The 24,231-nt window shown below is 72.7% G+C and carries 26 protein-coding genes and 1 pseudogene; 20 read left to right on the top strand and 7 right to left on the bottom strand.

Translation table 11 applies throughout. The annotated features are described in order from the left end of the window. Positions 1 to 83: 83 nt before the first annotated feature. The 6 genes from ACFYO9_RS09950 to ACFYO9_RS09925 all read left to right on the top strand — a co-directional run bounded on the left by ACFYO9_RS09950 (position 84) and on the right by ACFYO9_RS09925 (position 6,539). Positions 84 to 1,853 carry a CocE/NonD family hydrolase gene (locus ACFYO9_RS09950; RefSeq protein WP_358776877.1) on the top strand — a complete coding sequence of 590 codons (1,770 nt, stop codon included), beginning with the start codon at positions 84 to 86 and terminating at the stop codon, positions 1,851 to 1,853. 137 nt (positions 1,854 to 1,990) lie between these two features. Continuing rightward, a complete protein-coding gene (locus ACFYO9_RS09945) occupies positions 1,991 to 2,236 on the top strand; it encodes a hypothetical protein (RefSeq protein ID WP_358776876.1) in 246 nt (81 codons plus the stop codon). Positions 2,237 to 2,310: 74 nt separating this feature from the next. Next, positions 2,311 to 2,868, top strand: coding sequence for a GNAT family protein (locus ACFYO9_RS09940; RefSeq protein ID WP_358776875.1), 558 nt, complete (start codon positions 2,311 to 2,313; stop codon positions 2,866 to 2,868). 214 nt (positions 2,869 to 3,082) lie between these two features. Continuing rightward, a complete protein-coding gene (locus ACFYO9_RS09935; RefSeq protein WP_355815846.1) occupies positions 3,083 to 3,979 on the top strand; it encodes an arginase family protein in 897 nt (298 codons plus the stop codon). A 95-nt stretch (positions 3,980 to 4,074) separates the two neighbouring features. Beyond that, positions 4,075 to 6,051, top strand: coding sequence for a DUF5107 domain-containing protein (locus ACFYO9_RS09930; protein WP_355815843.1), 1,977 nt, complete (start codon positions 4,075 to 4,077; stop codon positions 6,049 to 6,051). 98 nt (positions 6,052 to 6,149) lie between these two features. After that, the gene (locus ACFYO9_RS09925; RefSeq protein WP_355815840.1) at positions 6,150 to 6,539 is read left to right on the top strand and encodes a VOC family protein; all 390 of its coding nucleotides are present in this window, start codon (positions 6,150 to 6,152) and stop codon (positions 6,537 to 6,539) included. Positions 6,540 to 6,593: 54 nt separating this feature from the next. Here the strand turns inward: ACFYO9_RS09925 and ACFYO9_RS09920 are convergent, their stop codons facing one another. Further along, positions 6,594 to 6,950: a VOC family protein gene (locus ACFYO9_RS09920; protein WP_358776874.1), complete on the bottom strand. Its 357-nt coding sequence runs from the start codon at positions 6,948 to 6,950 to the stop codon at positions 6,594 to 6,596. Between the two features lie 180 nt (positions 6,951 to 7,130). Then, positions 7,131 to 7,208, bottom strand: a complete 78-nt coding sequence (locus ACFYO9_RS09915; protein WP_370443954.1) for a 50S ribosomal protein bL37 — start codon at positions 7,206 to 7,208, stop codon at positions 7,131 to 7,133. 226 nt (positions 7,209 to 7,434) lie between these two features. Between ACFYO9_RS09915 and ACFYO9_RS09910 the strand changes: the two genes are divergently transcribed. Continuing rightward, positions 7,435 to 7,947 carry a phage holin family protein gene (locus ACFYO9_RS09910; RefSeq protein WP_358779391.1) on the top strand — a complete coding sequence of 171 codons (513 nt, stop codon included), beginning with the start codon at positions 7,435 to 7,437 and terminating at the stop codon, positions 7,945 to 7,947. 214 nt (positions 7,948 to 8,161) lie between these two features. On the opposite strand, the gene ACFYO9_RS09905 is transcribed toward ACFYO9_RS09910, so the two are convergent. Both ACFYO9_RS09905 and ACFYO9_RS09900 read right to left on the bottom strand, forming a co-directional pair. After that, positions 8,162 to 9,259 carry an enolase C-terminal domain-like protein gene (locus ACFYO9_RS09905; RefSeq protein ID WP_358706758.1) on the bottom strand — a complete coding sequence of 366 codons (1,098 nt, stop codon included), beginning with the start codon at positions 9,257 to 9,259 and terminating at the stop codon, positions 8,162 to 8,164. A gap of 103 nt (positions 9,260 to 9,362) precedes the next feature. After that, positions 9,363 to 10,355, bottom strand: a complete 993-nt coding sequence (locus ACFYO9_RS09900; protein WP_358779390.1) for a TIGR03557 family F420-dependent LLM class oxidoreductase — start codon at positions 10,353 to 10,355, stop codon at positions 9,363 to 9,365. Positions 10,356 to 10,776: 421 nt separating this feature from the next. Here ACFYO9_RS09900 and ACFYO9_RS09895 point away from each other — a divergent pair, with 421 nt between their 5' ends. After that, positions 10,777 to 12,630 carry a transketolase gene (locus ACFYO9_RS09895; protein ID WP_358779389.1) on the top strand — a complete coding sequence of 618 codons (1,854 nt, stop codon included), beginning with the start codon at positions 10,777 to 10,779 and terminating at the stop codon, positions 12,628 to 12,630. Between the two features lie 10 nt (positions 12,631 to 12,640). Here the strand turns inward: ACFYO9_RS09895 and ACFYO9_RS09890 are convergent, their stop codons facing one another. Next, the gene (locus ACFYO9_RS09890; protein WP_358779388.1) at positions 12,641 to 13,018 is read right to left on the bottom strand and encodes a hypothetical protein; all 378 of its coding nucleotides are present in this window, start codon (positions 13,016 to 13,018) and stop codon (positions 12,641 to 12,643) included. Positions 13,019 to 13,723: 705 nt separating this feature from the next. On the opposite strand from ACFYO9_RS09890, the gene ligD reads away from it, so the two are divergent. The 11 genes from ligD to ACFYO9_RS09835 all read left to right on the top strand — a co-directional run bounded on the left by ligD (position 13,724) and on the right by ACFYO9_RS09835 (position 20,196). Continuing rightward, positions 13,724 to 14,710: a non-homologous end-joining DNA ligase gene (gene ligD, locus ACFYO9_RS09885; protein ID WP_358776689.1), complete on the top strand. Its 987-nt coding sequence runs from the start codon at positions 13,724 to 13,726 to the stop codon at positions 14,708 to 14,710. A gap of 81 nt (positions 14,711 to 14,791) precedes the next feature. Next, positions 14,792 to 15,196: a gas vesicle protein gene (locus ACFYO9_RS09880; protein ID WP_358776688.1), complete on the top strand. Its 405-nt coding sequence runs from the start codon at positions 14,792 to 14,794 to the stop codon at positions 15,194 to 15,196. A gap of 66 nt (positions 15,197 to 15,262) precedes the next feature. Beyond that, on the top strand, positions 15,263 to 15,694 hold the full coding sequence (locus ACFYO9_RS09875) for a gas vesicle structural protein GvpA (RefSeq protein ID WP_355817327.1): 432 nt from the start codon (positions 15,263 to 15,265) through the stop codon (positions 15,692 to 15,694). Continuing rightward, on the top strand, positions 15,691 to 16,431 hold the full coding sequence (locus ACFYO9_RS09870; protein ID WP_355817326.1) for a GvpL/GvpF family gas vesicle protein: 741 nt from the start codon (positions 15,691 to 15,693) through the stop codon (positions 16,429 to 16,431). Before ACFYO9_RS09875 ends, ACFYO9_RS09870 begins: the two co-directional genes overlap by 4 nt. A 7-nt stretch (positions 16,432 to 16,438) precedes the next feature. Beyond that, complete coding sequence (locus tag ACFYO9_RS09865) at positions 16,439 to 16,678, top strand: gas vesicle protein GvpG (RefSeq protein WP_355817323.1); 240 nt, start codon at positions 16,439 to 16,441, stop codon at positions 16,676 to 16,678. 2 nt (positions 16,679 to 16,680) lie between these two features. Next, positions 16,681 to 17,352: a DNA primase gene (locus ACFYO9_RS09860; RefSeq protein ID WP_355817320.1), complete on the top strand. Its 672-nt coding sequence runs from the start codon at positions 16,681 to 16,683 to the stop codon at positions 17,350 to 17,352. Further along, positions 17,345 to 18,523, top strand: coding sequence for an SRPBCC family protein (locus ACFYO9_RS09855; RefSeq protein ID WP_355817317.1), 1,179 nt, complete (start codon positions 17,345 to 17,347; stop codon positions 18,521 to 18,523). Before ACFYO9_RS09860 ends, ACFYO9_RS09855 begins: the two co-directional genes overlap by 8 nt. Then, positions 18,520 to 18,882 carry a gas vesicle protein gene (locus ACFYO9_RS09850; RefSeq protein ID WP_355817314.1) on the top strand — a complete coding sequence of 121 codons (363 nt, stop codon included), beginning with the start codon at positions 18,520 to 18,522 and terminating at the stop codon, positions 18,880 to 18,882. Before ACFYO9_RS09855 ends, ACFYO9_RS09850 begins: the two co-directional genes overlap by 4 nt. 31 nt (positions 18,883 to 18,913) lie before the next feature. After that, positions 18,914 to 19,720, top strand: a complete 807-nt coding sequence (locus tag ACFYO9_RS09845) for a GvpL/GvpF family gas vesicle protein (RefSeq protein ID WP_358776699.1) — start codon at positions 18,914 to 18,916, stop codon at positions 19,718 to 19,720. Further along, entirely contained in the window at positions 19,717 to 19,905 is a 189-nt protein-coding gene (locus ACFYO9_RS09840) for a gas vesicle protein (RefSeq protein ID WP_355817312.1), read from the top strand. Before ACFYO9_RS09845 ends, ACFYO9_RS09840 begins: the two co-directional genes overlap by 4 nt. Positions 19,906 to 19,908: 3 nt before the next feature. Continuing rightward, complete coding sequence (locus ACFYO9_RS09835; protein ID WP_355817310.1) at positions 19,909 to 20,196, top strand: gas vesicle protein K; 288 nt, start codon at positions 19,909 to 19,911, stop codon at positions 20,194 to 20,196. Positions 20,197 to 20,356: 160 nt separating this feature from the next. Here the strand turns inward: ACFYO9_RS09835 and ACFYO9_RS09830 are convergent, their stop codons facing one another. Together ACFYO9_RS09830 and ACFYO9_RS09825 are read right to left on the bottom strand one after the other, a co-directional pair. After that, positions 20,357 to 21,166 (bottom strand): methyltransferase domain-containing protein, encoded by an 810-nt coding sequence (locus ACFYO9_RS09830; RefSeq protein WP_358776687.1) that lies wholly within the window; start codon positions 21,164 to 21,166, stop codon positions 20,357 to 20,359. Positions 21,167 to 21,385: 219 nt separating this feature from the next. Continuing rightward, positions 21,386 to 22,399 (bottom strand): annotated as a pseudogene (locus tag ACFYO9_RS09825) (phosphatase PAP2 family protein); the annotation flags it as partial. Between the two features lie 139 nt (positions 22,400 to 22,538). Between ACFYO9_RS09825 and ACFYO9_RS09820 the strand changes: the two are divergent. Further along, on the top strand, positions 22,539 to 24,167 hold the full coding sequence (locus tag ACFYO9_RS09820; RefSeq protein ID WP_358776686.1) for an ATP-binding cassette domain-containing protein: 1,629 nt from the start codon (positions 22,539 to 22,541) through the stop codon (positions 24,165 to 24,167). Positions 24,168 to 24,231 lie beyond the last annotated feature (64 nt).

Genomic DNA, 24,231 nt, shown 5'->3' with positions numbered 1-24,231 from the left:
GACACGTGTCACACGATGACGTCGGCCGGTACTTACCGGCCGGTAGTCGCCGGTCGTCGGCCGTCCTCAGCGTGGAGGTCCCCTTGTCCCGTCGCCGTGCCCTGACCCTCGCCACCGCGGCGGCGCTGGCCGCGCCGCTCGCGCTCACCGGCCCCGCCCCGGCCGGCGCGAGCGGCCAGTACACCGTCACCGCGCTGAAGTTCACCGTCCAGGCGGGCGGCAGGGCCTGCACGATCGACGCCGACCTGTACCGGCCCGCCGGGGTCGACGCCGCCCACCCCGCACCCGCCGTGCTCGCCACCAACGGCTTCGGCGGCAGCAAGTCCGACGGCGGGACGGCGGCCATCGGCAAGGCCTTCGCGGGGCGCGGATACGTCTCGCTCGTCTACTCGGGCCTCGGCTTCGGCAAGTCCGGGTGCCTGATCTCCCTCGACGACCCGGAGATCGACGGCAGGGCGGCGGCCGGGCTCGTCGACTTCCTCGGTGGCGAACGGGCCGCCGACGACGGCACGAAGGCGGACTACGTCACCGCCGACGCCGCGGGCGACCCCCGCGTCGGCATGATCGGCGGCTCCTACGGGGGCGCCGTCCAGATGGCGACGGCCGCCGTGGACCACCGGGTCGACGCCCTCGTCCCGATGATCACCTGGAACGACCTCGCGTACTCCCTCGACCCGAACAACGCCGCCGACCGCGACGTCCCCGGCGCCGCCAAGTGGCAGTGGATGAACGGCTTCTACCTCATCGGCGAGGGCCAGCCGCTGCTCGTCCCGAACCTCGACCCGTCCCGCGTCAACCGGCTCGGCTGTCTGCACTTCGTCACCCGGGCCTGCGAGACCATCCGCACCCTCAACTCCGGCCGCTACCCGGCCGACAAGACCGACGCCCTGCAGAAGTTCGCGCGCGGCGTCTCCCCGGTCTCGTACCTGAACAAGGTGAAGACACCGACCCTGCTCGTCCAGGGCCAGGTTGACAGCCTCTTCAACCTCAATGAGGCCACCGCGACGTACCGGACGCTCAAGGCGCAGGGCACCACGGCCAAGATGATCTGGCAGTCCGCGGGCCACAGCGGCGGCGTGAGCGACCCCGCGGCCGGTGAACTGAACATGGGCCAGGGCAACTTGGAGACCTCTTACGTCGGCAAGCGGATCCTCGCCTGGTTCGACCGCTATCTGCACGGCAGGAAGGGCGTCGACACCGGCCCCGACTTCGCCTACTACCGCGACTGGATCGCCGACCCCGACCACACCTACGCCACCGCCGACAAGGTCCCCGCCCTCAGCCGCAGGCTGTACCTCTCCGGCGACGGGAAGCTCGTCGACCACCGCGAGAAGGTGGCCCGCGGCAGCCGCGAGTACCGCAACTGGCTGATCCCCACCAGCCATTCGGAGTCCTCGCTCGCCGGCCTGCTCGGCCTGCCCGACCCGGCCCCGCACGACACCCGGGGCACCTACCTCGACTGGACGACCGAGCCCTTCACCGACCCCGTCGACGTCGTCGGCGCGCCCAAGGCGACCCTGAAGGTGATCTCGCCGAGGACCGAACGCGTGCAGCACTCCGGCGACGCGGCCGACAAACTCGTCCTCTTCGCCAAGCTGTACGACGTCGCGCCCGACGGCTCCAAGACCCTCGTCCACCGCCTGGTCGCGCCGGTGCGGGTGCCGGACGTCACCCGGCCCTTCACCGTCTCGCTGCCGGGGCTCGTGCACCGCTACGAGAAGGGGCACCGGTTGCAGTTCGTGGTGGCCGCGAGCGACGGCGCGTACGGCGGCAACAGGGGCGTCAAGCCGGTGACGGTCACCAGCGCCCCCAAGGACACCGGCGTCCTCGACCTGCCGGTCGTCCGCCCCTGACGTCACCGGTACGACCCCGACGTCACCCGTACGGCCCACCCGCCCGCCTTGGAGGCACCCCCGCCGCGCGCTCCGCCCCCCGGCTGCCCATGCTGGGGAGCGGGGGGAGGCGCACCTCCTACGGAAGGGTCCACAGCATGAGCCGCAACACCTCCGCGGGCGGCACCCAGGGTGGCGGCTCGGGCACCGGCCCGGTGACCCCCGGCAGGGTGGTCGTCGCCGTCATCGCGGTCCTCACCCTCGTCTTCGTCTTCGAGAACACCCGCAGCACCAAGATCCGGCTGCTGATCCCCGAGGTGACGATGCCGCTGTGGATGGCGCTGCTCGGCACCGGTCTGATCGGCGCGCTGTGCGGCGCCTACTTCATGCGCCGTCGCAGGTGAGCGCGCGGGCGGCGGCGCGTCGCGCCACGTGGGGCCGCGCCGGGGCGGCCGGCGGCTGCGGGTAGCGTGAGCGGATGCCCGATCATGCCGCCCCCCTCGCCGAAGGCCCCCGCGTGGGCATACGCCTCCTCACCCTCGCGGACGCCGCCGAGTTCACCGCGCGCGCCAGGGAGAGCAGCGAAACGCACCATCCGTGGCTCTTTCCGCCCCGTACCGACGACGCCTTCCGTGACTACGCCCGGATGCTCATCGCGGACCCCGACCGGACCGGGCTCCTCGTGTACGAGCGCGACAGTGGTGCCGTCGGCGGGTTCATCAACATCAACAACATCGTCCGGGGCGCCTTCCGCAGCGGCACCCTCGGCTACGGCGCGTTCGCGCACGCGGCCGGACGCGGCCTGATGAGCGAGGGGCTCGAACTGGTCCTCGCGTACGCCTTCGGCGACCTCGGGCTGCACCGCATGGAGGCCAACATCCAGCCAGGCAACGCCCCTTCCCTCGCGCTGGTGCGCCGGGCAGGCTTCCGCCTCGAAGGCTTCTCGCCGGACTTCCTCTTCATCGACGGGGCCTGGCGCGACCACGAACGCTGGGCGATCACCGCGGACATGCCCCGGAGTCCGCTCCGCGGCTGACCGGAGCCCGGGCCGGCCAACTCCTTTCGCGCCAAAAGGCGTTGCCCGGCCACGGTGTGCGGGACCGGCGCCCGGCACGTCCGCCGGGGCGTCCCACCTGCCGGGCACGATCACCCGACGGGCGTGCCCCGTACGCATGTTCCGCCCCGGTTCCCGCGTCCCGGTGCCGCGACCGTGTTGAAAGCGTCGGCGTACGTCGCCCAGGATGGACGGCATGCGGAATATCGTGGTCGTCGACGCCCCCTCCAACCTGGGCCTGCGCCCGCCCGCCCCCGGCACCGTGCCCGGCTGCCACAAACTGGCCGGCGCCCTGCGGGAGCGGGGCATCCTGCGCCGTCTAGGCGCGCTGGAGGGCGGCGTGGTGGTGCCGCCACGCTACGACCGGGGCGACTGGCAGGAAGGCGACGGCGTCTTCAACGCGGCCGCCATCGCCGCGTACACCCGCAAGCTCGCCGACCGCATCGAACACCACGTGCGCGCCGAGGACTTCATCGTCGTGCTCGGCGGCGACTGCTCCATCCAGCTGGGTGCCGCCCTCGCACTGCGCCGCATCGGGCGGTACGGCATCGCGTCCATCGACGGCTCCGCCGACTTCCGCCACCCCGGCAACTCCGACCGCATCGGCGCGGCGGGCGGCGAGGAGCTGGCCCTCGCCACCGGCCGGGGGCAGGACGACCTCACCGACATCGAGGGGCTGCGGCCCTATCTGCGCGACGAGGACGTGTGTCTCTTCGGGCTGCGGGACGGGGACGAGGACCGCGCCGAGTTCACCGCCCTGAAGATCGCCAACGCCACCGTCGGCGAGCTCAGGAAGTGGGGCGCGGAGAACATCGCCCGCGCCGTGACGCAGACCCTGGAAGTGCCCGAACTCGACGGCTTCTGGGTGCATCTGGACGCGGACGTCCTCGACCCCTCGGTGATGCCGGCCGTCGACAGCCCCGACCCCGGCGGCCTCTTCGCCGACGAACTCCTGGAAGTGCTGCGGCCGTTCGTCCGCTCCCCGCGCTGCGTCGGCCTCAACGTCACCATCTACGACCCCGACCTCGACCCGGACGGCAAGGCGGGCGACCTGCTCACCGACGTGGTCGTGGCGGCCCTCGCCCCCGCCTGAGAACCTGTCTTCGACCTGCCGCGGAACGGCCCCCACCGCCTTTGCGCAATCCTGACCCGGGCGGCCTCTGGTCGGCGCCCGGCCGAGCGTGTTCCATGGTGATCGTGAAGACCACCGTGCGACGCGACGTCCTGACCCTGCCCGCTGCCGCGCCGGGGCCCGAGAACCCGCTGCCGCCCCTGCTGCCGCTGCGGAACGTGCACACCACCCTCGACGCGCGCGACAAGGAGGGGCTGCCGCGCGACATGGCGCGCCAGCTCGGGTACGAGCCGCTGGGCGATCCGCTGCCCACCCGGGTCCTCGACGGGTACGGTCGCGAGCGCACCGAGACCGGTCTCGACGTGATCGTCGTCGAGAACGCCCGGCTGCGCGCCACCGTCCTGCCCGGTTACGGCGGCCGCGTCCACTCCCTCCTGCACAAGCCGACCGGCCGCGAACTCCTCTACCGCAACCCCGTGTCGCAGCCCGCCGCCTTCGCGCTCAACGGCGCCTGGACCTCCGGCGGCATCGAGTGGAACATCGGCGCCACCGGCCACACCACGCTGTCCTGCGCCCCCGTCCACGCGGCCCGCGTGACCGCGCCCGACGGCGGCGAGATGCTGCGCCTGTGGGAGTGGGAGCGGCTGCGCGACCTGCCCTTCCAGGTCGACCTGTGGCTCCCGGAGGACTCCGACTTCCTGCACGTCGGCGTCCGCGTCCGCAATCCGCACGAGAGGCCCGCGCCCGTCTACTGGTGGTCGAACATCGCGGTGCCCGAGGAGCGCAGGGTGCTCGCCCCGGCCGACGAGGCCTGGCGGTTCGCGTACACGGGCGGGCTGCGGAAGGTGGCCGTCCCGGAGTTCGAGGGCGTCGACCGGTCCTACCCGGCGCGCAGCGAGTACCCCGCCGACTACTTCTACGACGTGCCCGAGGGGGCCCGCCGTTGGATCGCCGCGCTCGACGACGAGGGGCATGGGCTCGTCCAGACCTCCACGGACCTGCCGCGCGGCCGCAAGCTCTTCCTCTGGGGGACCGGCACCGGCGGGCGGCGCTGGCAGGAGTGGCTCACCGAGCCGGGCACCGGCGGCTACGCCGAGATCCAGTCGGGCCTCGCCCGCACCCAGCTGGAGCACGTACGCCTGGACGCCGAGGCCGAGTTCAGCTGGCTGGAGTCGTACGGGCCGCTGTCCGCCCCCGCGGACCGGGTGCACGGCGACTGGGCGGGGGCGCGCGAGGAGGTCGCCGCCCGGCTCGCCGACGCGCTGCCCCGCGAGGCGGTCGACACCGCGTACGAGGCGTGGCTGGCCGCCGCGGACACCGAGCCCGGCGAGGTGCTGGCCACCGGCTCCGGGTGGGGCGCCCTCGAAGTCCTGCGCGCCGAGTACAAGTTGCCCGGCACACCCTTCCCCGAGTCCACCCTCGGCCCCGAACAGGCGCCGTGGCTGGAGCTGCTGCACACGGGGGCCGTCCCCGAGCCGCGCAAGGTCACCCCGCCGGGACCGACCCTGGTCGCCCCGCACTGGCGGGACATGCTGGAGACGGCGCCCGCGCGCCCGCTCGCCGAGTACCACCTGGGCATCGCCCAATGGCACGCGGGCGACCGTGCGCAGGCCGTCCGCAGCTGGGAGCGCGGCCTCGAACTGGCCCCGTCGCGCTGGCCGTTGCTGCGCTGCCTCGCCGTCGCCGACCGCGCGGAGGGCAACACGGAGCGGGCCGCCGACCGGTACGCGGAGGCCTTCGACGACCTGTGCCAGGAGCGGCGCGACGACGGTCCCGTCTGGACGGCGGCCACGGCCGCGCTCGCCCGCGAGGCGATCACCGCGCTGCTCGCCGCGGAGCGCACGGAGGCGGCCCGCGCCGTCTGGTCCCGCCTCGGCGAGACGACCCGCACCGAGGGCCGCTTCCGCCTCCTGGAGGCTCAACTCCGCTATGCCGAGGGCGACATGGCGGGCGTGCGGGCCGTCTTCGACGCCGGCTTCGAGGTGGCGGACCTGCGCGAGGGCGCGGAGACGCTGGGCGAGCTGTGGTCGGCGGCGACCGGCGAGGAGGTGCCGGCGCGGTACGACTTCAGGATGCGGCCGGAGGAGGGCTGAGGCCGACCACCGTGAGGCTCTCGCGGACCGGTCAGGAATGGAGAAGCACGACGAAATCCGCGGCTATAGCGTGACGGCACCGACCTGAGGGAGAAGTCATGTCACTGCAGATGAACGCCGTCATGCTGGGCGTCGCGGACCTGGAGCGCGCCAAGAAGTTCTACGTCGAGGGCATGGGGTGCGGGCTCGATCAGGACCACCCGGGCTTCGTGCGCTGCAGCCTGGGGGACGGGTCCCCGATGCTCGCGCTGTACGAACGGGAGGCGGCCGCGCGGGACGCGGGCGTCTCCGCGGAGGGCTCCGGCTTCCGCGGTGTCTCCCTCCACTTCATCACCGGCTCACGGGACGAGGTGGACGAGGCCGTGGGCGCGGCGCGGGCCGCCGGTGCCACCGTGGTCAAGGAGCCGGCCGCCACCAAGTGGGGTGGCTATTACGGGTACTTCAGCGACCCGGACGGCCACCTGTGGAAGATCACGACGGCCGCCTGACCCCACCTGACGGCGCTGGGCAGGAGGGGGCGACGTGCGTCGACGGGCGGTGGCTCAGCTGTCGACGACGCGACGGTCCACGTACTCGAAGACGGCGCCGTCCGGGTGCATCGCGATGAGGCTGCGGCCCACAGGGGTCGGCACCGGGCCCGCGATGATGCGTGCGCCGGAGGCGCTGAGGACGGCGTGCGCCTCGTCGACGTCCTCGACCGCGATGGTCGCGGAGACCTTGCGGAGCACCTCCAGCTCGTGCTCCGGGCCGCTCATCAGCAGGAAGCAGCCGACCGCCGCGACGGAGACCCCGCTGCGTTCGAAGCGCATGGCCTTCCCGCCCGCAAGCCGCTCGTAGAACGCGACCGAGGACTCCAGGTCCTCGACGCAGATCCGCAGCGTGGTTCCCAGGATCTCCATGATGGACCGCCCTCACCTCTTTGACCTGCCACCGGCTCCGCAACGATTTCATGATTGCCCGCTCGCCCGCCACCGCCTCCGGCGAGAAGATCTCCGGTTCCTCTCCCCGCCAACTCCCGTCGGGGGCAGGCACGTCGGAGGGCGGCACCGTTCGGTGCCGCCCTCCGGTGGTGCCCGCCGTCAGGACTGGGGACGGCTGCCGTGGTTCGCGCCGTTCTTGCGGCGGGCCTTCTTCTTGCGACGTCGCTTCGAGGACATGGATACCTCCGTGTTTCCGATGGTGCTTCCCGGGTGCGAACCCGAGCGATCATGCGCCGCCTACCCAGGCGACCACCTCGCCATGGTGTGGCCTGCGTCACGGGAGCGGGCCCAGCGTGGTCGGGCGTGGGCGGGACGTCCCGGATGCCGGTGCACGCGTACGCGCCCCGCGGCGCGACCTGGGCGTCCGCCGTTAAGCGTCCGTCGCTCCGGGTACCCGGCCGCCATGACTGGTCCCGAGAAGACACTGACCGGCCTCGACAAGGGCCTGACCGACGAACTGGTCCGGACGATCCGCGCCGAGCTGCGGGAAGAGCTGCGCGAGCAGACCAGGAAGCAGCGGCGCAAGGCCACGCTCTACGCCGCGTCCGGCGCCGCCGCGCTCTACGCGGGCGCCGCGGTCGCGCTCGGCCTCGGCCTCGTCATCGACCTGGGACTGCCCGCCTGGGCGGCGGCGCTCATCATGGGTGCGGCGCTCGGCGGCGCGGCGGTCCTGCTGCGTAACGCTGCCCGGCAGGGGAGTGGACCCGGGCGGAACGCGGCGACCCCGGCCGCGGCCCCGACCGCGCCGCCCGCAACCGCCCCGCTCCCGAACCCCGGCGCCGCCGCGCCCACACCCACCCCTCCCGGCGGACTCACCACCCCGGACGGCGCAGCGGTGCCCGCACCCCCGCCCATGCCTCCCACCGCCCCGCCCGCCACGCCGGACGGGGAGGCCTCTCCGCGCAGGGAGGCCTGAAAGCGGGCCGGGCCGGGGACGGCAACTCCCGCGCCGGGAGCCGATACTCCCGCCGCCCGTTGTGATGGTCGCAACCTTCGGCCCGGCCCGGGCGTGAGGCCCTAGATGCCGGGCATCCGAGCCGCAGGGGCCCGCCGCGTTTCCCCCGTCGCGGCGGGCCCCGACCCGTCTCGGAGCGAGCGTCGCGTGCCAGAGCACTCCACCCTCAGGCCCCTCACGCGACCCGGAACTCCGCCACCTCGTCGATGCGCAGCTGCAGACCGTGTCCGATCCCGCCGTCCGGGCGGACCACGCCCCCGGTCGGGTCGAGCGCGCCGTCGAAGAACATCGACTCGATCCGCACGTGGTCGTGGAACCACTCGATGTGCCGCAGATTCGGCACGCACGCGGCGACCGCGGCATGCGCGTGCGGCGCGCAGTGCGCCGAGACCTCCAGGCCGTGGGCCTGCGCGAGCGCCGCCGCGCGCAGCCACTCCGTGATGCCGCCGCAGCGCGTCGCGTCGACCTGGAGGCAGTCGACGGAGGGAATCATGCGCGCGAAGTACGGCAGGTCGTAGCCGTACTCGCCGGCCGTCACGTCGCACACCAGCGCGTCCCTGACCTGCGCGAGCCCTCGCAGGTCGTCCGATGAGACCGGCTCCTCGAACCAGCCCACGCCGTACTCGGCGAGCACCCCGCCCACCCGTACCGCCTGCTTGCGCGTGTAGCCGCCGTTCGCGTCGACGTACAGCTCGGCCTGCGGGCCGATCACGTCGCGCGCGGTCCGCACGCGGGACACGTCGCGGGCCGCCGCCCGGCCCCAGGCCTCTCCGATCTTGATCTTGACGCGCGGGATGTGCTGCCCGTGCACCCAGCCGTTCAGCTGCGCCGCCAGATGCGTGTCGTGGTACGTGGTGAAGCCGCCGCTGCCGTAGACGGGGACCTCGTTGCGGGCCGCCCCGAGGAGCCGGACGAGGGGGAGTTCGAGGAGCCGGGCCTTGAGGTCCCACAGGGCGATGTCGACCGCGGAGATCGCGCAGCCGGCCGCGCCGGGGCGGCCCGTGTTGCGCACCGCCTTCGTCATCGCGTCGTGCGCGGCGGGAATGTCCAGGGCGTCAAGTCCCCTGATCGCCGGGGTGAGTTGTTCGTCGACGAGGGCGGCTACGGCGGCGGGGGCGTACGTCCAGCCGGTCCCCGTCACGTGGCCCGCCGTGATCTCGACGACGACGATGGTCGTGGTGTCCCAGGCGAAGGTGCCGTCGGCCTCGGGGCCGTCCGCGGGCACGGTGTACGCGGAGACCGAGGGCCGTTCGATGGGGACTTCGTGCTTCATCGGATCTTTCCTAGGGCTAGGGCGCGAGGGAAGCGGCGGCTTTTGGGTGCGTCGGCGGAGTGCGTGAGCGGAGTGCGGCAGCGAGGCGCGTCGGCGGACTGCGTCAGCGGGGCGTGCCGTCGCCGGGGGACGCGGGCGCCGCACCCTGTACCTGCGGCAGCACCTTCGTGCGGTAGAAGTCGAAGAAGCCCCGCTGGTCGGGGCCGATCTGGCTTACGTACACGCGGTCGAACCCGGCGTCGGCGAACGCGGTGAGCGCCCCGACGTGCTCGTCGACGTCGTCGCCACAGGTGAAGGACGAGGCGGCCATGGCGTCGGTGACCAGCGGGGCGGCCTGCTCGAAGTGGCGCGGCGTGGGCAGGAGTTGGCCCAGCTCGCCCGGCAGCAGCTGGTTGCCCCACACCTCGCGGGCCCTGCGCACCGACTCCTCGCGGTCGAGCCCGTGGCACACCTTGACGCCGCCGCTGACCGGCTTCCCGCCCCCGCCGCCCTTGCGGTAGTGCGAGACGAGAGTCTCGTCGGGCGTCATCGTGATGAACCCGTCCCCGACCCGCGCCGCGAGCGCCGTCGCCTTGGGGCCGAAGCCCGAGATGTCGATGGGGACGGGCTCGTCCGGCACCGTGTACAGGCGGGCGTTCTCGACCGTGTAGTGCGTCCCGTGGTGGTTGACCTCCGCGCCGGTGAAGAGGTTCCGGATGATCTGGATCGCCTCCTCCAGCATCTCCAGGCGCCGGTGGACCGGGGGCCAGGGGCCGCCGACGACGTGCTCGTTGAGCGCCTCGCCCGTACCGACCCCGAGCCGGAACCGGCCGCCCGTCATGACCGCGCTCGTCGCCGCGGCCTGCGCCACGACCGCCGGGTGCATGCGCACGGTCGGGCAGGTCACCGCCGTCTGCACGGGCAGCGAGACCGCCTCGGCGAGCGCGCCGATCACCGACCAGACGAACGGGCTCTGGCCCTGCGCCGCGTTCCACGGGTGGTAGTGGTCGGAGATCCACAGCGCCTGGAATCCGGCCTGCTCGGCCATCCGGGCCTGCTCGACGAGGTCGGCGGGACCGAACTCCTCGGTCGACAGGAAGTATCCGTACTCGGGCATGGGGTGCACCTCCGCGGCGGCGGGTGGAGCTTGCCGGATGCTTGCCGGACAGAACTGCGGGTAACCCCGCGACGCGGGAGCAAACGGCCGTGGCCCGGCGGCCGTGCGGCACTTTCCGCGAATGCCGCCCGGCGCGTGCCACCCTGCGCGCCGCCCGCGGTGCGATGCCCGCCGCTCGGGGCGTCCTGTCCGGAATGGGAGTTTGGCGCCCGTCGCGCAGGGGCACGCGGGGGGTCCGACCCGCCGGGCCGGAGCGTCGCGCGCCGTGCGGTGGCCCGAGGCCCGAAGCTCGTAGCGCGAAGCCCGGGGCGGTCCGCCGCTCGCGGCCCACACCCGGCAGCCCGCACCCGATCCCCACACCCCGCCCCCCCCGCGAATCCGTACTCCGTACTCCGTACTCCGCAGTCCAAGGAGGACCCTCATGCCCCTCAACCGTGAAGACCTGGACGCCCTCGCCCGGCAGCTGCGGGTCGACTCCGTACGGGCCTCGGCCGCCGCGGGCTCCGGCCACCCCACGTCGTCGATGTCCGCCGCCGACCTGATGGCGGTGCTGCTCGGCGGCCACCTCCAGTACGACTTCGAGCAGCCGGACCACCCCGGCAACGACCGCTTCATCCTCTCCAAGGGCCATGCGTCGCCGCTGCTCTACGCCGCGTACAAGGCGGCCGGCGCGCTCACCGACGAGGAGCTGCTCACCTTCCGCGAGCAGGGCAGCCGTCTGCAGGGGCACCCTTCGCCGCGCGCTCTGCCGTGGGTGGAGGTCGCCACCGGATCGCTCGGGCAGGGGCTGCCCGTCGGCGTCGGCATGGCCCTGTCCGGCAAGCGGCTCGACCGGAACCCGTACCGCGTCTGGGTGCTGTGCGGCGACAGCGAGCTCGCCGAGGGCTCCGTCTGGGAGGCCGCCGAGCACGCCGGGTACGAGCACCTCGACAACCTCACCGCGATCGTCGACGTCAACCGCCTCGGCCAGCGCGGCCCGACCCGCCACGAGTGGCAGCTGAGCGCCTACGCCGACCGCTTCAGGGCCTTCGGCTGGCACGTCGTCGAGACCGACGGGCACGACGTCGACGACATCGACCGGGCTTGCCAGGAGGCGCGCTCCACCAGCGGTCAGCCCACCGTGATCCTCGCCCGTACCGTCAAGGGCAAGGGCGTCGCCTCCGTGGAGAACCGCGAGGGCCTGCACGGCAAGCCGCTGCCGGACGCCGAGGCGGCCGTCGAGGAGCTGGGCGGCGTGCGCGACGTACGCGTGGAGGTGGGGAAGCCGGCGGCGGCGCGGGCGCCGCAGGCGGCGCGCGGCGGCCACCTCGAACTGCCCCGCCACGAGCTGGGCGAGGCCGTCGCGACCCGCGACGCCTTCGGACAGGCGCTCGCCGCGCTCGGCACCGCCCGCGGCGACGTCGTGGCGCTGGACGGCGAGGTCGGCGACTCGACCCGCACGGAGTACTTCGCCAAGGAGCACCCCGACCGGTACTTCGAGTGCTACATCGCCGAGCAGCAACTGGTCGCCGTCTCCGTGGGGTTGGCGGCGCGCGGCTGGGTGCCGTTCGCGTCGACGTTCGCGGCGTTCCTCACCCGCGCCCACGACTTCGTACGGATGGCGGCGGTGAGCGGCGCCGACATCAACCTCGTCGGCTCCCACGCGGGCGTCGCGATCGGCCAGGACGGCCCGTCCCAGATGGGCCTGGAGGACCTCGCGCTCTTCCGCGCGGTGCACGGCTCCACGGTCCTCTACCCGTGCGACGCCCACCAGACGGGTCAGCTCGTCGCGCAGATGGCCGGGCTCGACGGGATCCGCTACCTGCGTACGTCGCGCGGGGACGCGCCCGTCATCTACGGCCCCGACGAGGAGTTCCCGATCGGCGGCTCCAAGGTGCTGCGCTCCGGCGACGCGGACCGGCTCACCGTGGTGGCCGCGGGCGTGACCGTCCACGAGGCGCTCGCGGCGGCCGACGCCCTCGCCGCCGAAGGCATCCCGGTGCGCGTCATCGACCTGTACTCGGTCAAGCCCGTCGACCGCGAGACCCTGCGGGAGGCGGCCGAGCGCACCGGCTGCCTGCTGACCGTCGAGGACCACCGCGAACAGGGCGGACTCGGCGACGCGGTCCTCGACGCCTTCACCGACGGCCGACCGGTGCCGCGCCTAGTCCGGCTCGCGGTCCGCTCGATGCCGGGCTCGGCGTCCCCCGAGGAACAGCTGCACGCCGCGGGCATCGACGCAGAGTCCATCGCCACGGCGGCCCGCCTCCTGGTGGAGGAGGGCGTGGTCCGCTGAGGGCGCGCCGTCAGCTCGGACGCGTCGGTCTGAACCAGGCGTTTGCCGTGGGGCGGAACATCAGTACCGTCGCCGCGACCGCCGCGGTGAGGTGTGTGGCCAGGGCGGCGCCTGACAGGACGTCGAGTACGCCGACACCGAGTACATCCGCGTCCCGGAGGGCGGCGCCGAAAGTGGGGCCGTCGTCCGACAGGTGGGCGGTCGTGGCCGTCAGGGACAGTGCGCCGAGGCTGGCGGCCAGGGTTGTGCGGGCCAAGGACGAGCCGCGCCGCATCCGGATTGCCACGAGGACCGTCGCCGAGAGCAGAGCCATGCGGAGGAGAAAGCCGTCGGCGCCGAGGGCCGTGCCGGGGCCCGTTCCTGACGTGTGGCGGGCGGCCGCGAGCACCGTCCCGAACACCCCCGCCGCGACCGCCGTCAGCCACAGCGCGACCGCCGCCCGTACGGCGCCGGGGGCCGGTGGTTCGTCGGTGCCCGCTAGGGCCTGTCCGGCGGATCAGGTCGCATCCGGGTGGCCCGCGCGTCTTCGTGCTGGTGAGCGGGGTCTGGCGCGTCGAGATGCAAGGCGGAGGAGGGCGGCAACGCGGAGCGTTGGCAACCGACGACAACGCCGCAGGTCGGCGTGGCAGGCCCCGCGCCCGCGACAAGATCCGCCGGACAGGCCCTAGGGCGCGGGCCAGCGGTCCGGGGTCGTGCGAGCGGGGGCGTGGGCGGGGGACGCGGGGCCGTTCGAAGTCGGGGGTGGGGTGACGCGTCGGCTCGGGGCGGTACGGGGACGGTGTATCGGGGCGGTACGGGGACGGCGCTTCGGATTCGTACGTGTGCCTCGCGTCGGAGTCGTGCGGCATGGCGGACCTCACAGGAGTGGCAGGAGCGAACGGGGACGGCTGGTCGTGGCACCGATCCTTTCGGCCGCGAGGCCCCGCGGCACGCCCGCCGGCCCCCGGCTTCCCGGTGGGGGCAGCCACCCTCCCCACCAGGGTTGACACCACCCCGCCCCACCCCGCCCGATCCCCCGGCACGCGTACCGGGCGCGCCCCTGGGTACCCGGCCGGGACGTCGGGCCGCCGGCGGAGCGAGCGAAGGGAGCCCCATGGACGACGTACGGACGGTGCGGGCCGGACGCCGCACCGTGGCGCTGCACCGGCTGCGGAAGGTGCTCTTCCCGGCGGGGGCAACGGACGGCCACATCAGCAGGCATGTGGACGGCCACACCGACGGCCACCCCGGCGGGAGCGGGCACACCAAAGAGGACCTCTTCGACTACTACCGGGCCGTCGCCCCCTACATGCTGCCCCACCTGCGCGGGCGCCCCCTCACGCTGGAACGCCACCCGGACGGCGTCGGCGGACCCCGGTTCCTGCAGAAGGAGACCCCGGACCACTACCCGGAGTGGGTCACCCGCGCCGAGGTCGCGAAGGAGGGCGGCACCGTCACGCACACCGTGTGCGACGACACCGCGACCCTCCTCTTCCTTGCCGACCAGGCCTGTCTCACCCTGCACCGCTGGCTCTCCCGCACGCGCCGCGTCGACCACCCCGACCGGATGGTGTTCGACCTCGACCCCGCGCAGGACGACCCCGTGAAGGACGACTTCGACGTCGTACGGGACGCGGCCCTGCTGCTCGGTGAACTCCTCGACCACATGGGGCTGCCGTCCGCACCGATGACGACCGGCTCCCGCGGACTCCACGTCGTCGTGCCCCTCGACGGCCGGCACGACTTCGACGACGTCCGCGACTTCGCACACGAGGTCGCGGACACCCTCGCCGACACCCACCCGGAGCGGTTCACCACGGCCGCCCGCAAACAGGCGCGCGGCGACCGGCTCCACCTCGACGTGCAGCGCAACGGCTACGCGCAGACGGCCGTCGCCCCCTTCTCGGTACGGTCCGCGCCGGGCGCACCGGTGGCCGTGCCGATCGCGTGGCGGCAGCTCGACGACCCCACCGTGCTTGCCCGTCGCTGGACCATCGACAACGCCGTGGAGCAGGCGAGGACCGACCCGTGGGCCGATGTCCTGCGTGCGGGACGCGCGCTCGGACCGGCCCGCCACAAGCTGCGCGCGCTGCGCGGCTGAGCGGCACGAAAGTGGCCGACCGGATACACACCGATCACGTTTGGCCAAGGATCGAGCGGTAACTCGGAGGAGGAGGTGAACATGGCCAATACGACACGTAAGACGACAGACAACAAGTCATCAGGTGAAAAGCCGCCGGAGTCGAAGACTTCGGAGAAGCGCGACGCGGACGCCGGCCAGGACGACACCGGGCAGCACGACTCGGCCGGTGCCGACAAGCCCAATCCGGGGCTCAGGACGGTCCTCGGCGGCGCGCGCGAGCAGCTCGCCGAGCTGACCGGCATGACGCCCGAGTCGGTGTCGTCCTTTGAACGCACCGAAGACGGCTGGCTGTTGGAGGTCGAGGTCCTGGAACTGTCCCGTGTCCCCGACACGATGAGCCTCCTCGCCAGCTACGAGGTACAGCTGGACGCGCAGGGCGAGCTCACGGGGTACCGGCGGCTGCGCCGATACGAGCGCGGACGTGCGGAACCCGGCGGCCATTAGGACAGGGCGACCAAGGACCGGAACCGAGAGAACGAGAGAACTCAGACTCAAGGAGGCAGAGTCGGTATGACCGTAGTCCCGGCACAACAGTCCGGCGGCGGAGGCGGCACGAGTGGCCTGTACGACGTCGTGGAGCTCATCCTCGACCGAGGACTCGTCATCGACGCCTTCGTACGCGTTTCGCTCGTCGGCATCGAGATCCTGAAGATCGACGTCCGTGTGGTCGTCGCGAGCGTCGACACCTATCTGCGGTTCGCCGAGGCGTGCAACCGTCTCGACCTGGAGTCGGGCAAGAAGAAGGACCCCGGCCTGCCCGACCTCGTGGGTGAGATCACCGAGTCGGGAGCCAAGGGCAAGTCGAAGGGCGCGCTCTCCGGCGCGGCCGAGACGATATCCGACGCTTTCAAGCAGTCCCGTGAGGAGAGCCAGCGCGAGACCGAGGACCGTCCTCGGGCCCGACGCACCACCTCCTCGCGCCGGAAGGAGGAGAAGGAGTGACCACGTACGTCTACGGCATCGCGAGCAGCTCCCACCCGGCGCTGCCGGACGGCATGGAGGGCATCGGCCGGCCGGCCTGCCCCGTGCGCGTCCTGAAGAACGGCGACCTCGCCGCCATCGTGAGCGACGCCCCCGAGGACCTGAAGCCCAAGCGCCGCGACCTGCTCGCGCACCAGAACGTCCTCTCGGAGGCCGGTGCCGGCGGCTCGGTGCTCCCGATGCGCTTCGGCAGCCTCGCCCCGGACGACGAGACGGTCGTCTCGGTGCTCGGCGAGCGGGCCGGGCACTACGGGGAGCGGCTGCGCACCCTCGACGGCAAGGTCGAGTACAACGTCAAGGCCAGCCACAACGAAGAGGCCGTACTGCACCAGGTTCTCGCCGAGAACCCGGAGCTGCGCGCCATGGTGGAGGCCAACCAGCGCCAGGGCGGCGGCACCCACGAGCAGAAGCTGCAGCTCGGCGAGGCCATCACCAACGGCGTACGGGCCCGCGAGGCGAGCGACGCCATCGAGGTGCGGCGCGCATTGGAGCCGACCGTCGAAGCGGTGGCCGAGGGCCCCGAGGGCACCGGCTGGCTGGCGAACGTCTCGTTCCTGGTGGACCGCAAGTCCGCCGAGGGCCTCCTCTCCGCCGTCGAGGAGCTGAAGGCCACCCAGCCGCACCTGGAGCTGAAGGTGCACGGTCCGCTGCCCCCGTACAGCTTCGTCGACCCGGGGCCCGCTGAACCGGCGGAATGACGACCCCATGGGACTGATCGGCGAACTGCTCATGCTCCCCCTCGCCCCGGCCCGAGGCTCCCTCTGGGTGCTCAGGCAAGTGGTCGACGAGGCGGAGCGGCAGTACTACGACCCTTCGGCGATCCGTCGTGAACTCTCCCGCCTCGAGGAGCTCCTGGAGGCGGGAGAGATCGACGAGGCCGACTTCGAGCGGCGCGAGGACGAGCTCCTCGACCGCCTGCAGCACAGCACAGGACAGGACTTCTGACTATGAACCGACTCGCAGTGGGCCTCGCCGTGGGCGCGGGGTACGTGCTCGGACGCACGAAGAAGGCGAAGTTCGCGTTCGCCGTCGGCAGCATGGTGGCCGGCAAGAAGCTGAACCTCAGCCCCAAGGCGCTGGGCCAGATGGTGACCCAGCAGCTGGAGAACAACCCGCAGTTCAAGGAGATAGGCGACCAGCTGCGCCAGGACCTGCGGGGCGTGGGCAAGGCGGCCACGGGATCGCTCCTGAACCGGCAGCTGGAGGGCCTCGCCGACCGTCTGCACGACCGCACCCTGGACGTCCAGGACCGCATCTCCGGTGTGGTGCCGGGCGAGGTCGTCGACCGGGACGACGAAGATGACGACGACGAGCGCGACGAGCGTGACGAGGACGCCGACGACCGGGAGGACCGGGACGAGGACGAGGAGTCCGAGGAGCCCGCGCCCCGCAAGAAGGCGCCCGCGAAGCGCGCCGCGCCGAAGTCGGGCACGAAGTCCGACGCCAAGTCCGCCCCGAAGGCGGCGGCGAAGAAGGCCCCGGCCAAGAAGACCGCGCAGAAGACGGCCCGCAAGACCGCGCAGAAGAAGTCCACGTCGGCGCGCGGCACCGCTCGCAGGGCGAGTTCGTCGGCCCGTACGAGCGGCGGCAGGTCGAAGGGAGACCGCGATCATGGCTGAGTCACCCCTGAGCAACATCACGAAGAGCCCCGCCGCCGACCGCCTGAAGGAAGAGGCGCAGGCGTACATGATGGCCCAGGTCGAGCGCATGCTCGTCGGCGTGGGACACAAGCTGGGCGACGCCACCGGCAAGCTGAACGACATCGCCGACGGCAACAGCCCCGGCTTCGGCAAGCTGGCGCTGAACGCCGGCAAGAAGGTCGCCGAGGGCAAGGGCCCGGTGCGCAGCGCGCTGGAACTGGGCGGCAGCCACCTGAAGGACAAGGCCAAGGACGCCTTCAAGAGCCTCGGCGGCAAGCGCAAGAAGGGCGGCGCGGGCCAGAAGCCCACCGTGATCCTGGAGAGCATTGACGTCGGCGTGCCGGTCCGCGACGCCTACGACCAGTGGACGCAGTACCAGGAGTTCTCCACCTTCGCCAAGGGCGTCAAGGGCGCCACGGTGGCCAGCGACACGGACTCCGACTGGAAGCTCAAGGTCTTCTGGTCCAGCCGCAGTTGGAAGGCGCACACCACCGAACAGGTCCCGGACCAGCGGATCACCTGGACGTCGGAGGGCGCCAAGGGCACCACCAAGGGCGTCGTCACCTTCCACCCGCTCGGCGAGAACATCACCCGGGTGTTGCTGGTCATCGAGTACTACCCGAAGGGGCTGTTCGAGAAGACCGGCAACATCTGGCGCGCCCAGGGCCGCCGGGCCCGCCTCGACCTCAAGAACTTCGCCCGGCACATCTCGATGCGCGGCGAGGCGAGCGACGGCTGGCGCGGCGAGATCCGCGACGGCGAGGTCGTCCGCAGCCACGAGGACGCGGTGGCGGAGGAAGAGGAAGAGAACGAGACGCAGGACCAGCCGGACGACCAGGACGAGCAGGACGACCAGGACGCCCAGGACCGCGAGGACGGGCGCGACACCGAGGCCGACGACGAGTTCGAGGACGAGCCGGAGGCCGAGGAAGAGGACGACCCGGAGGCCGAGTACGTCGAGGACGACGAGGACGAGTCCGAGCGGGAGGACGAACCGGCCGAGGAGTACGAGGACGAGGACGAGCCCGAGGAGGAACTCGAGGACGAGCCCGAGGCCGAGTACGACGAGGAGCCCGAGGACGAGGCCGACGCCGACGACGACAAGCAGCGTGAGTACGCCGAGTCGGCCGGCGGACGGGACCGTCGATGACCGTCTCCCAGGGCGGCGGGCTGCCCGGCCCCTACGGCGGCAGCGGTGGCGGAGCCAACCTCGCCGACATCCTCGAACGCGTCCTGGACAAGGGCGTCGTCATCGCCGGCGACATCAAGATCAACCTGCTCGACATAGAACTGCTCACGATCAAGCTCCGCCTCATCGTCGCGTCGGTCGACAAGGCCAAGGAGATGGGTATCGACTGGTGGGAGGGCGATCCCGCGCTCTCCTCCGGGGCACGCCACTCCGAACTCTCCCGGGAGAACGCCGAGCTGAAACAGCGGCTGGCGGAACTGGAGGAGCGGCAGTCCCTGGAGCCGGCCGACAAGGAGACAGATGAACGCCGTGAACGATGAACGGCACGGCGACGGCCCGCGCCACGACGACATGCGCCATGACGACCTGCGCTACGTCTACGCGGTCTGCCGCCCCCTCGCCGCACCGCTCGCCGCCGACCTCACGGGGGTCGGCGGCGTCCCGCCGCGCCAGCTCAGCCACGGGGGCCTGATCGCCCTGGTCGGCCCGGTGCCTGAGCGGGACTTCGCGGAGGAGGCGCTGCGCCGGCACCTGGAGGACCTGGACTGGCTCTCCGACACGGCCCGCGCCCACCAGCGGGTGATCGACGCGCTGACGTCGGTCACCTGCCCGCTGCCGTTGCGCCTCGCGACGGTCTTCCGGGACGACAGCGGCGTACGCACCATGCTGGAGGAGGGCGAGGAGCGCTTCCACCGCGTCCTGGAGCGGATCGACGGGCGCGTCGAGTGGGGCGTGAAGGTCTATCTGGAGAAGGAGGACGAGCAGGCCTCGCCGCAGCAGTCACCGGCCGACGCGCCGCGGCCGAGCAAGCCGGGCAGCGGGCGCGACTACCTGCGCAGGCGGCGCAGCCAGCGCACGGCGCAGGAGGAGAGCTGGCAGCAGGCCGAGGACTTCTCGCGCCGGCTGCACGAGAGGCTTACGCAGCGGGCCGACGCCTCCCGGCTGCACGCGCCGCAGAACTCCGAGCTGGCCGGCACACCCGGCCGCAACGTCCTCAACGCGGCCTATCTGGTGCCCCGCGCGGACTCCGAGGAGTTCGTCGAGCTGGTGGACCGCACCAAGGACGAGGACCAGGGGACGAGCCGGCTGCGGGTGGAGCTGACGGGGCCGTGGGCCGCGTACTCCTTCACCGGCGACGAGGAGGACCGTCCCGTATGACCGTCGTGGAGCGCCGCGAGATAGCCCTGGTCGATCTGCTCGACCGGCTGCTCGCCGGCGGCGTGGTCATCGCGGGTGACATCACCCTGCGGATCGCGGACGTCGACCTCGTGCGCATCGACCTGAAGGCATTGATCAGCTCGGTGAACGAGCAGGTGCCCGCACCGTGGCCGAAGACGGAGTGACCCATGGAGCCTGACCGCCGCAAACGCATGGACCTCGACCCCGACACGGTCGAGCGGGACCTGGTGAAGCTGGTCCTGACCGTCGTGGAGCTCCTGCGTCAGCTGATGGAGCGCCAGGCCGTGCGGCGCTTCGACACCGGCGAGCTGACCGAGGACCAGGAGGAGCGGGTCGGCCTCACGCTGATGCTCCTGGAGGACCGGATGGCCGAGCTCCGGGACCGGTACGGGCTGCGGCCCGAGGACCTGAACCTGGACCTCGGGCCGCTGGGGCCCCTGCTGCCCAGGGAGTGACCCCGGGAGCGCCGCGGCGCCGGCCGCGGGGCGGGAGCAGCACACGCTCTCCCGCCCCGCGGCCGGCGCCGCTTTCGGCTGCCACACAAGGCAGTTGGTACGCGACCGCCCCCTCGACCATGGGTGTGCGGCCGCCCCCTCGACCAGAGGTGCGTGGCCGTCACTTGCGGCAGAGGATCTCGCCGTGCAGCACCGCGAACCAGGCGTCCGCCCGCCCGCCCCACTCCCGCCAGGCCGCCGCGACGGCCCGAAGCCGCTCCTCGTCCGCGTGTCCGCCGGCCACCGCGCGCTCGGCGTACGTGGAGGCGAGCGTGCGCTCCGCCCACAGCCCGCTCCACCAGGCCCGCTCCTCCTCGGAGCTGTAGCACCAGGTGCCCGCGGTCGTGGTGACGTCCGTGAAACCGGCCTCCAGGGCCCAGGCCTTCAGGCGCCGCCCCGCGTCGGGCTCGCCGCCGTTGGCGCGGGCCACCCGCAGATACAGGTCCAGCCAGTCGTCCAGGCCGGGGGAGCGGGGATACCAGGTCATCGCGGAGTAGTCCGCGTCGCGGACCGCGACGATGCCGCCGGGCCTGCAGACCCGCCGCATCTCGCGCAGCGCCCGCACCGGGTCGCCCACGTGCTGCAGCACCTGATGGGCGTGGACGACGCAGAAGGTGTCGTCGGGGTAGTCGAGGTCGTGCACGTCCGCGACGGCGAACTCGACGTTGTCCAGGCCGCGTTCGGCGGCGGTGGCGCGGGCGGTGTCCAGGATGCCGGGCGCCCGGTCGACGCCGGTGACCCGTCCTTCGGGGACCAGCTCGGCCAGGTCCGCGGTGATGGTGCCGGGGCCGCAGCCGATGTCGAGGACCCGCATGTGCGGCTTGAGCGAACCGACCAGATACGCGGCGGAGTTGGCGGCGGTGCGCCAGGTGTGCGAGCGCAGCACCGACGCGTGGTGTCCGTGCGTGTAGACGGCGGTCTCCTTCGGCATGGCGGCACTCCTTCGTGTACGTGTAGCCCGCACCGGGTAGCACGCACCGTACGCCGCCATGCCGAATGATGAGACCCGCGTATCAGTATGTGGTCACGTATCGGTATGTGGTCAACGGATGGTTCACCGCACGCGGCCCGACGGACGGTAGACCGTCAGCGTCTCGACGTACTTCTCCTCCTGCCCACCGGTCCCGCCGCCGTCCTCCTGCCCGCCGGACCCGCCCGTGTCCTCGGCCCGGAACCGGTCGACCTCCACGGCGACCGCCTCGCCCGCCTCCACCGCGCCCGCCAGGTCGCGGGCGTCCTCGACCCCGAGGCCCTGGGCGAAGTGGTCGAGGGTGCCGCCCGACAGCACCGCGAGGGGCAGCCCGTGCTGCAGGGCGACGGTGGCCGCGGTGTTCACGGTGCCGTCGTCACCGCACACGCCCAGGGCCTGGCCGCGCGTCGCGGCCTTCGCCAACTCGGCCTCCAGATCGGCCGGTTCGGCGATCACGATCTCCGCGTCGGGCAGCGCGTCGCGCAGCGCCCGTACGCGCTGCGAGGTGCCCGCCTCCGCGTCGGTGACCAGCACCAGACCCGCGCCGCCCGGCAGCGCGGGCGCCGTCGCCCGCGGGTGGCCGGGCGGCGCCTGCCGCGCCCGCGTCGGCACCAGACCGCGCACCGCGAACGCCGCGCCCGCACCCAGCGCGCCGCCCACCAGGACGTCGCTCGGGAAGTGCGCACCGGTGTAGATCCGGGAGATCGCCACGGCGGCCGCGACCGGCGCGACGACCGCGCCCCACGCCCGCGACTCCAGCGCCACCCCCGTGGCGAAGGCGACGGCCGACGCCGAGTGGCCGGAGGGGAACGAGGTGGTGATCGGCTGCCGCTTGAGCTGCCGGATCAGCGGCACCGTGTCGAGCACGGGGCGGGCCCGGCGCACCGAACGCTTGCCCAGCGTGTTGATGGTCGCGGAGGCCAGCGCCAGGGACGCCACCCCGCGCACGGCGGCCCGGCGGGCCTGCGGGGTGCGCGTCGCGGCGATCCCCGCGGCCGTCGCGAACCACAGCACGCCGTGGTTGGCGCTCCGGCTGAGCCGGGGCAGCACCCGGTCGGCGCCGGGCCAGTGCCGGGTGGCGACCGCGTCGAAGAGGCGCCTGTCGAGAGCGAGCAGACGCGCCTTGTACGAGCGGGGGCCGGGAGCGGGCCGGGACAGGTCGAGGCCGGAGACGGCCGAGGTGTCAGCGCTCATGGCGCCCTCGTACCCCGAGCGCCGCGCTTCAGGCTCCCGGCCGCCGAAAGGCCAGGTCGCAGCGGTACACCGGGCGTTTCGCCGGCCGGCCCCGCAAACGGTTTGCCCGGGCGGCGGTCGGCCACGGACAATCCCGCACATGGGACATCTGGAAGCCGCACACCTCGAGTACTACTTGCCGGACGGGCGGGCGCTGCTCGGTGATGTCTCCTTCCGGGTCGGCGAGGGCGCCGTGGTCGCCCTCGTCGGGGCGAACGGCGCGGGCAAGACCACCCTGCTCCGGCTCATCTCCGGCGAGCTCCAGCCGCACGGCGGCACCGTGAGCGTCAGCGGCGGTCTCGGCGTGATGCCGCAGTTCGTCGGCTCCGTACGCGACGAGACCACCGTGCGCGACCTGCTCGTCTCCGTCTCCCACCCGCGGATCCGGCAGGCCGCGCAGGCCGTGGACGCCGCCGAGCACGCGATCATGACGGTCGACGACGAGACCGCCCAGATGGGTTACGCGCAGGCGCTCTCCGACTGGGCGGAGGTCCAGGGGTACGAGGCCGAGACGCTGTGGGACATCTGCACCACGGCCGCGCTCGGCGTCCCGTACGACAAGGCGCAGTTCCGCGAGGTGCGCACGCTCTCCGGCGGCGAACAGAAGCGGCTCGTCCTGGAGGCGCTGCTGCGCGGCGGCGACGAGGTGCTGCTCCTCGACGAGCCGGACAACTACCTCGACGTCCCCGGCAAGCGCTGGCTGGAGGGGCAGCTCAAGGAGACCCGCAAGACCGTCCTGTTCGTCTCCCACGACCGGGAGCTGCTCGCCCGCGCCGCCGAGAAGATCGTCAGCGTCGAGCAGAGCCCCGGGGGCGCCGACGCCTGGGTGCACGGCGGCGGTTTCGCGACGTTCCACGAGGCCCGCAAGGAGCGTTTCGCGCGCTTCGAGGAGCTGCGCCGCCGCTGGGACGAGAAGCACGAGCAGCTGAAGAAGCTGGTGCGTACGCTGCGCCAGGCCGCCGACGTCAGCCACGAGATGGCCTCGCGCTACCACGCGGCGCAGACCAGGCTCCGCAAGTTCGAGGAGGCGGGGCCGCCGCCCGAGCCGCCGCGCGAGCAGGACATCACCATGCGGCTGCCCGGCGGGCGGACCGGCGTCCGGGCGGTGACCTGCGCGCAGCTGGAGCTGACCGGCCTGATGAAACCCTTCGACCTGGAGGTCTTCTACGGCGAGCGGGTCGCCGTCCTCGGCTCCAACGGTTCGGGCAAGTCGCACTTCCTGCGGCTGCTCGCGGGGGACTGTGACAACCCGGTCGCTCACACCGGCGCCTGGAAGCTCGGCGCGCGCGTGGTGCCCGGGCACTTCGCCCAGACCCACGCACACCCCGAGCTGGTGGGCCGCCCGCTCCTGGACATCCTCTGGCGCGAGCACGCCCAGGACCGCGGCGCCGCGATGTCCCGGCTGCGGCGGTACGAGCTGACCAAGCAGGCCGAGCAGAACTTCGAACGGCTCTCCGGCGGCCAGCAGGCCCGCTTCCAGATCCTGCTGCTCGAACTGGAGGGCTGCACGGCGCTGCTCCTCGACGAGCCCACGGACAACCTCGACCTGGAGTCCGCCGAGGCGCTGCAGGAAGGCCTGGAGGCCTTCCAGGGCACGGTCCTCGCCGTCACCCATGACCGCTGGTTCGCCCGCTCCTTCGACCGCTATCTGGTCTTCGGCAGCGACGGACAGGTCCGGGAGACCTCGGAGCCGGTGTGGGACGAGCGACGGGTCGAGCGCGTGCGGTAGCCCCGAAGCCACGCAGCTGTGCAGCCCCGCAGCCCCGCAGCCCCGCAGCCGCGAAGCCGTGAGG

It is taken from the genome of Streptomyces sp. NPDC005863 (genome assembly GCF_042871345.1).
Classification (GTDB): Bacteria; Actinomycetota; Actinomycetes; order Streptomycetales; family Streptomycetaceae; genus Streptomyces.
The sequence above is the reverse complement of the archived record's forward strand: the minus strand, read 5'-3'. Positions and strand labels throughout refer to the sequence as shown.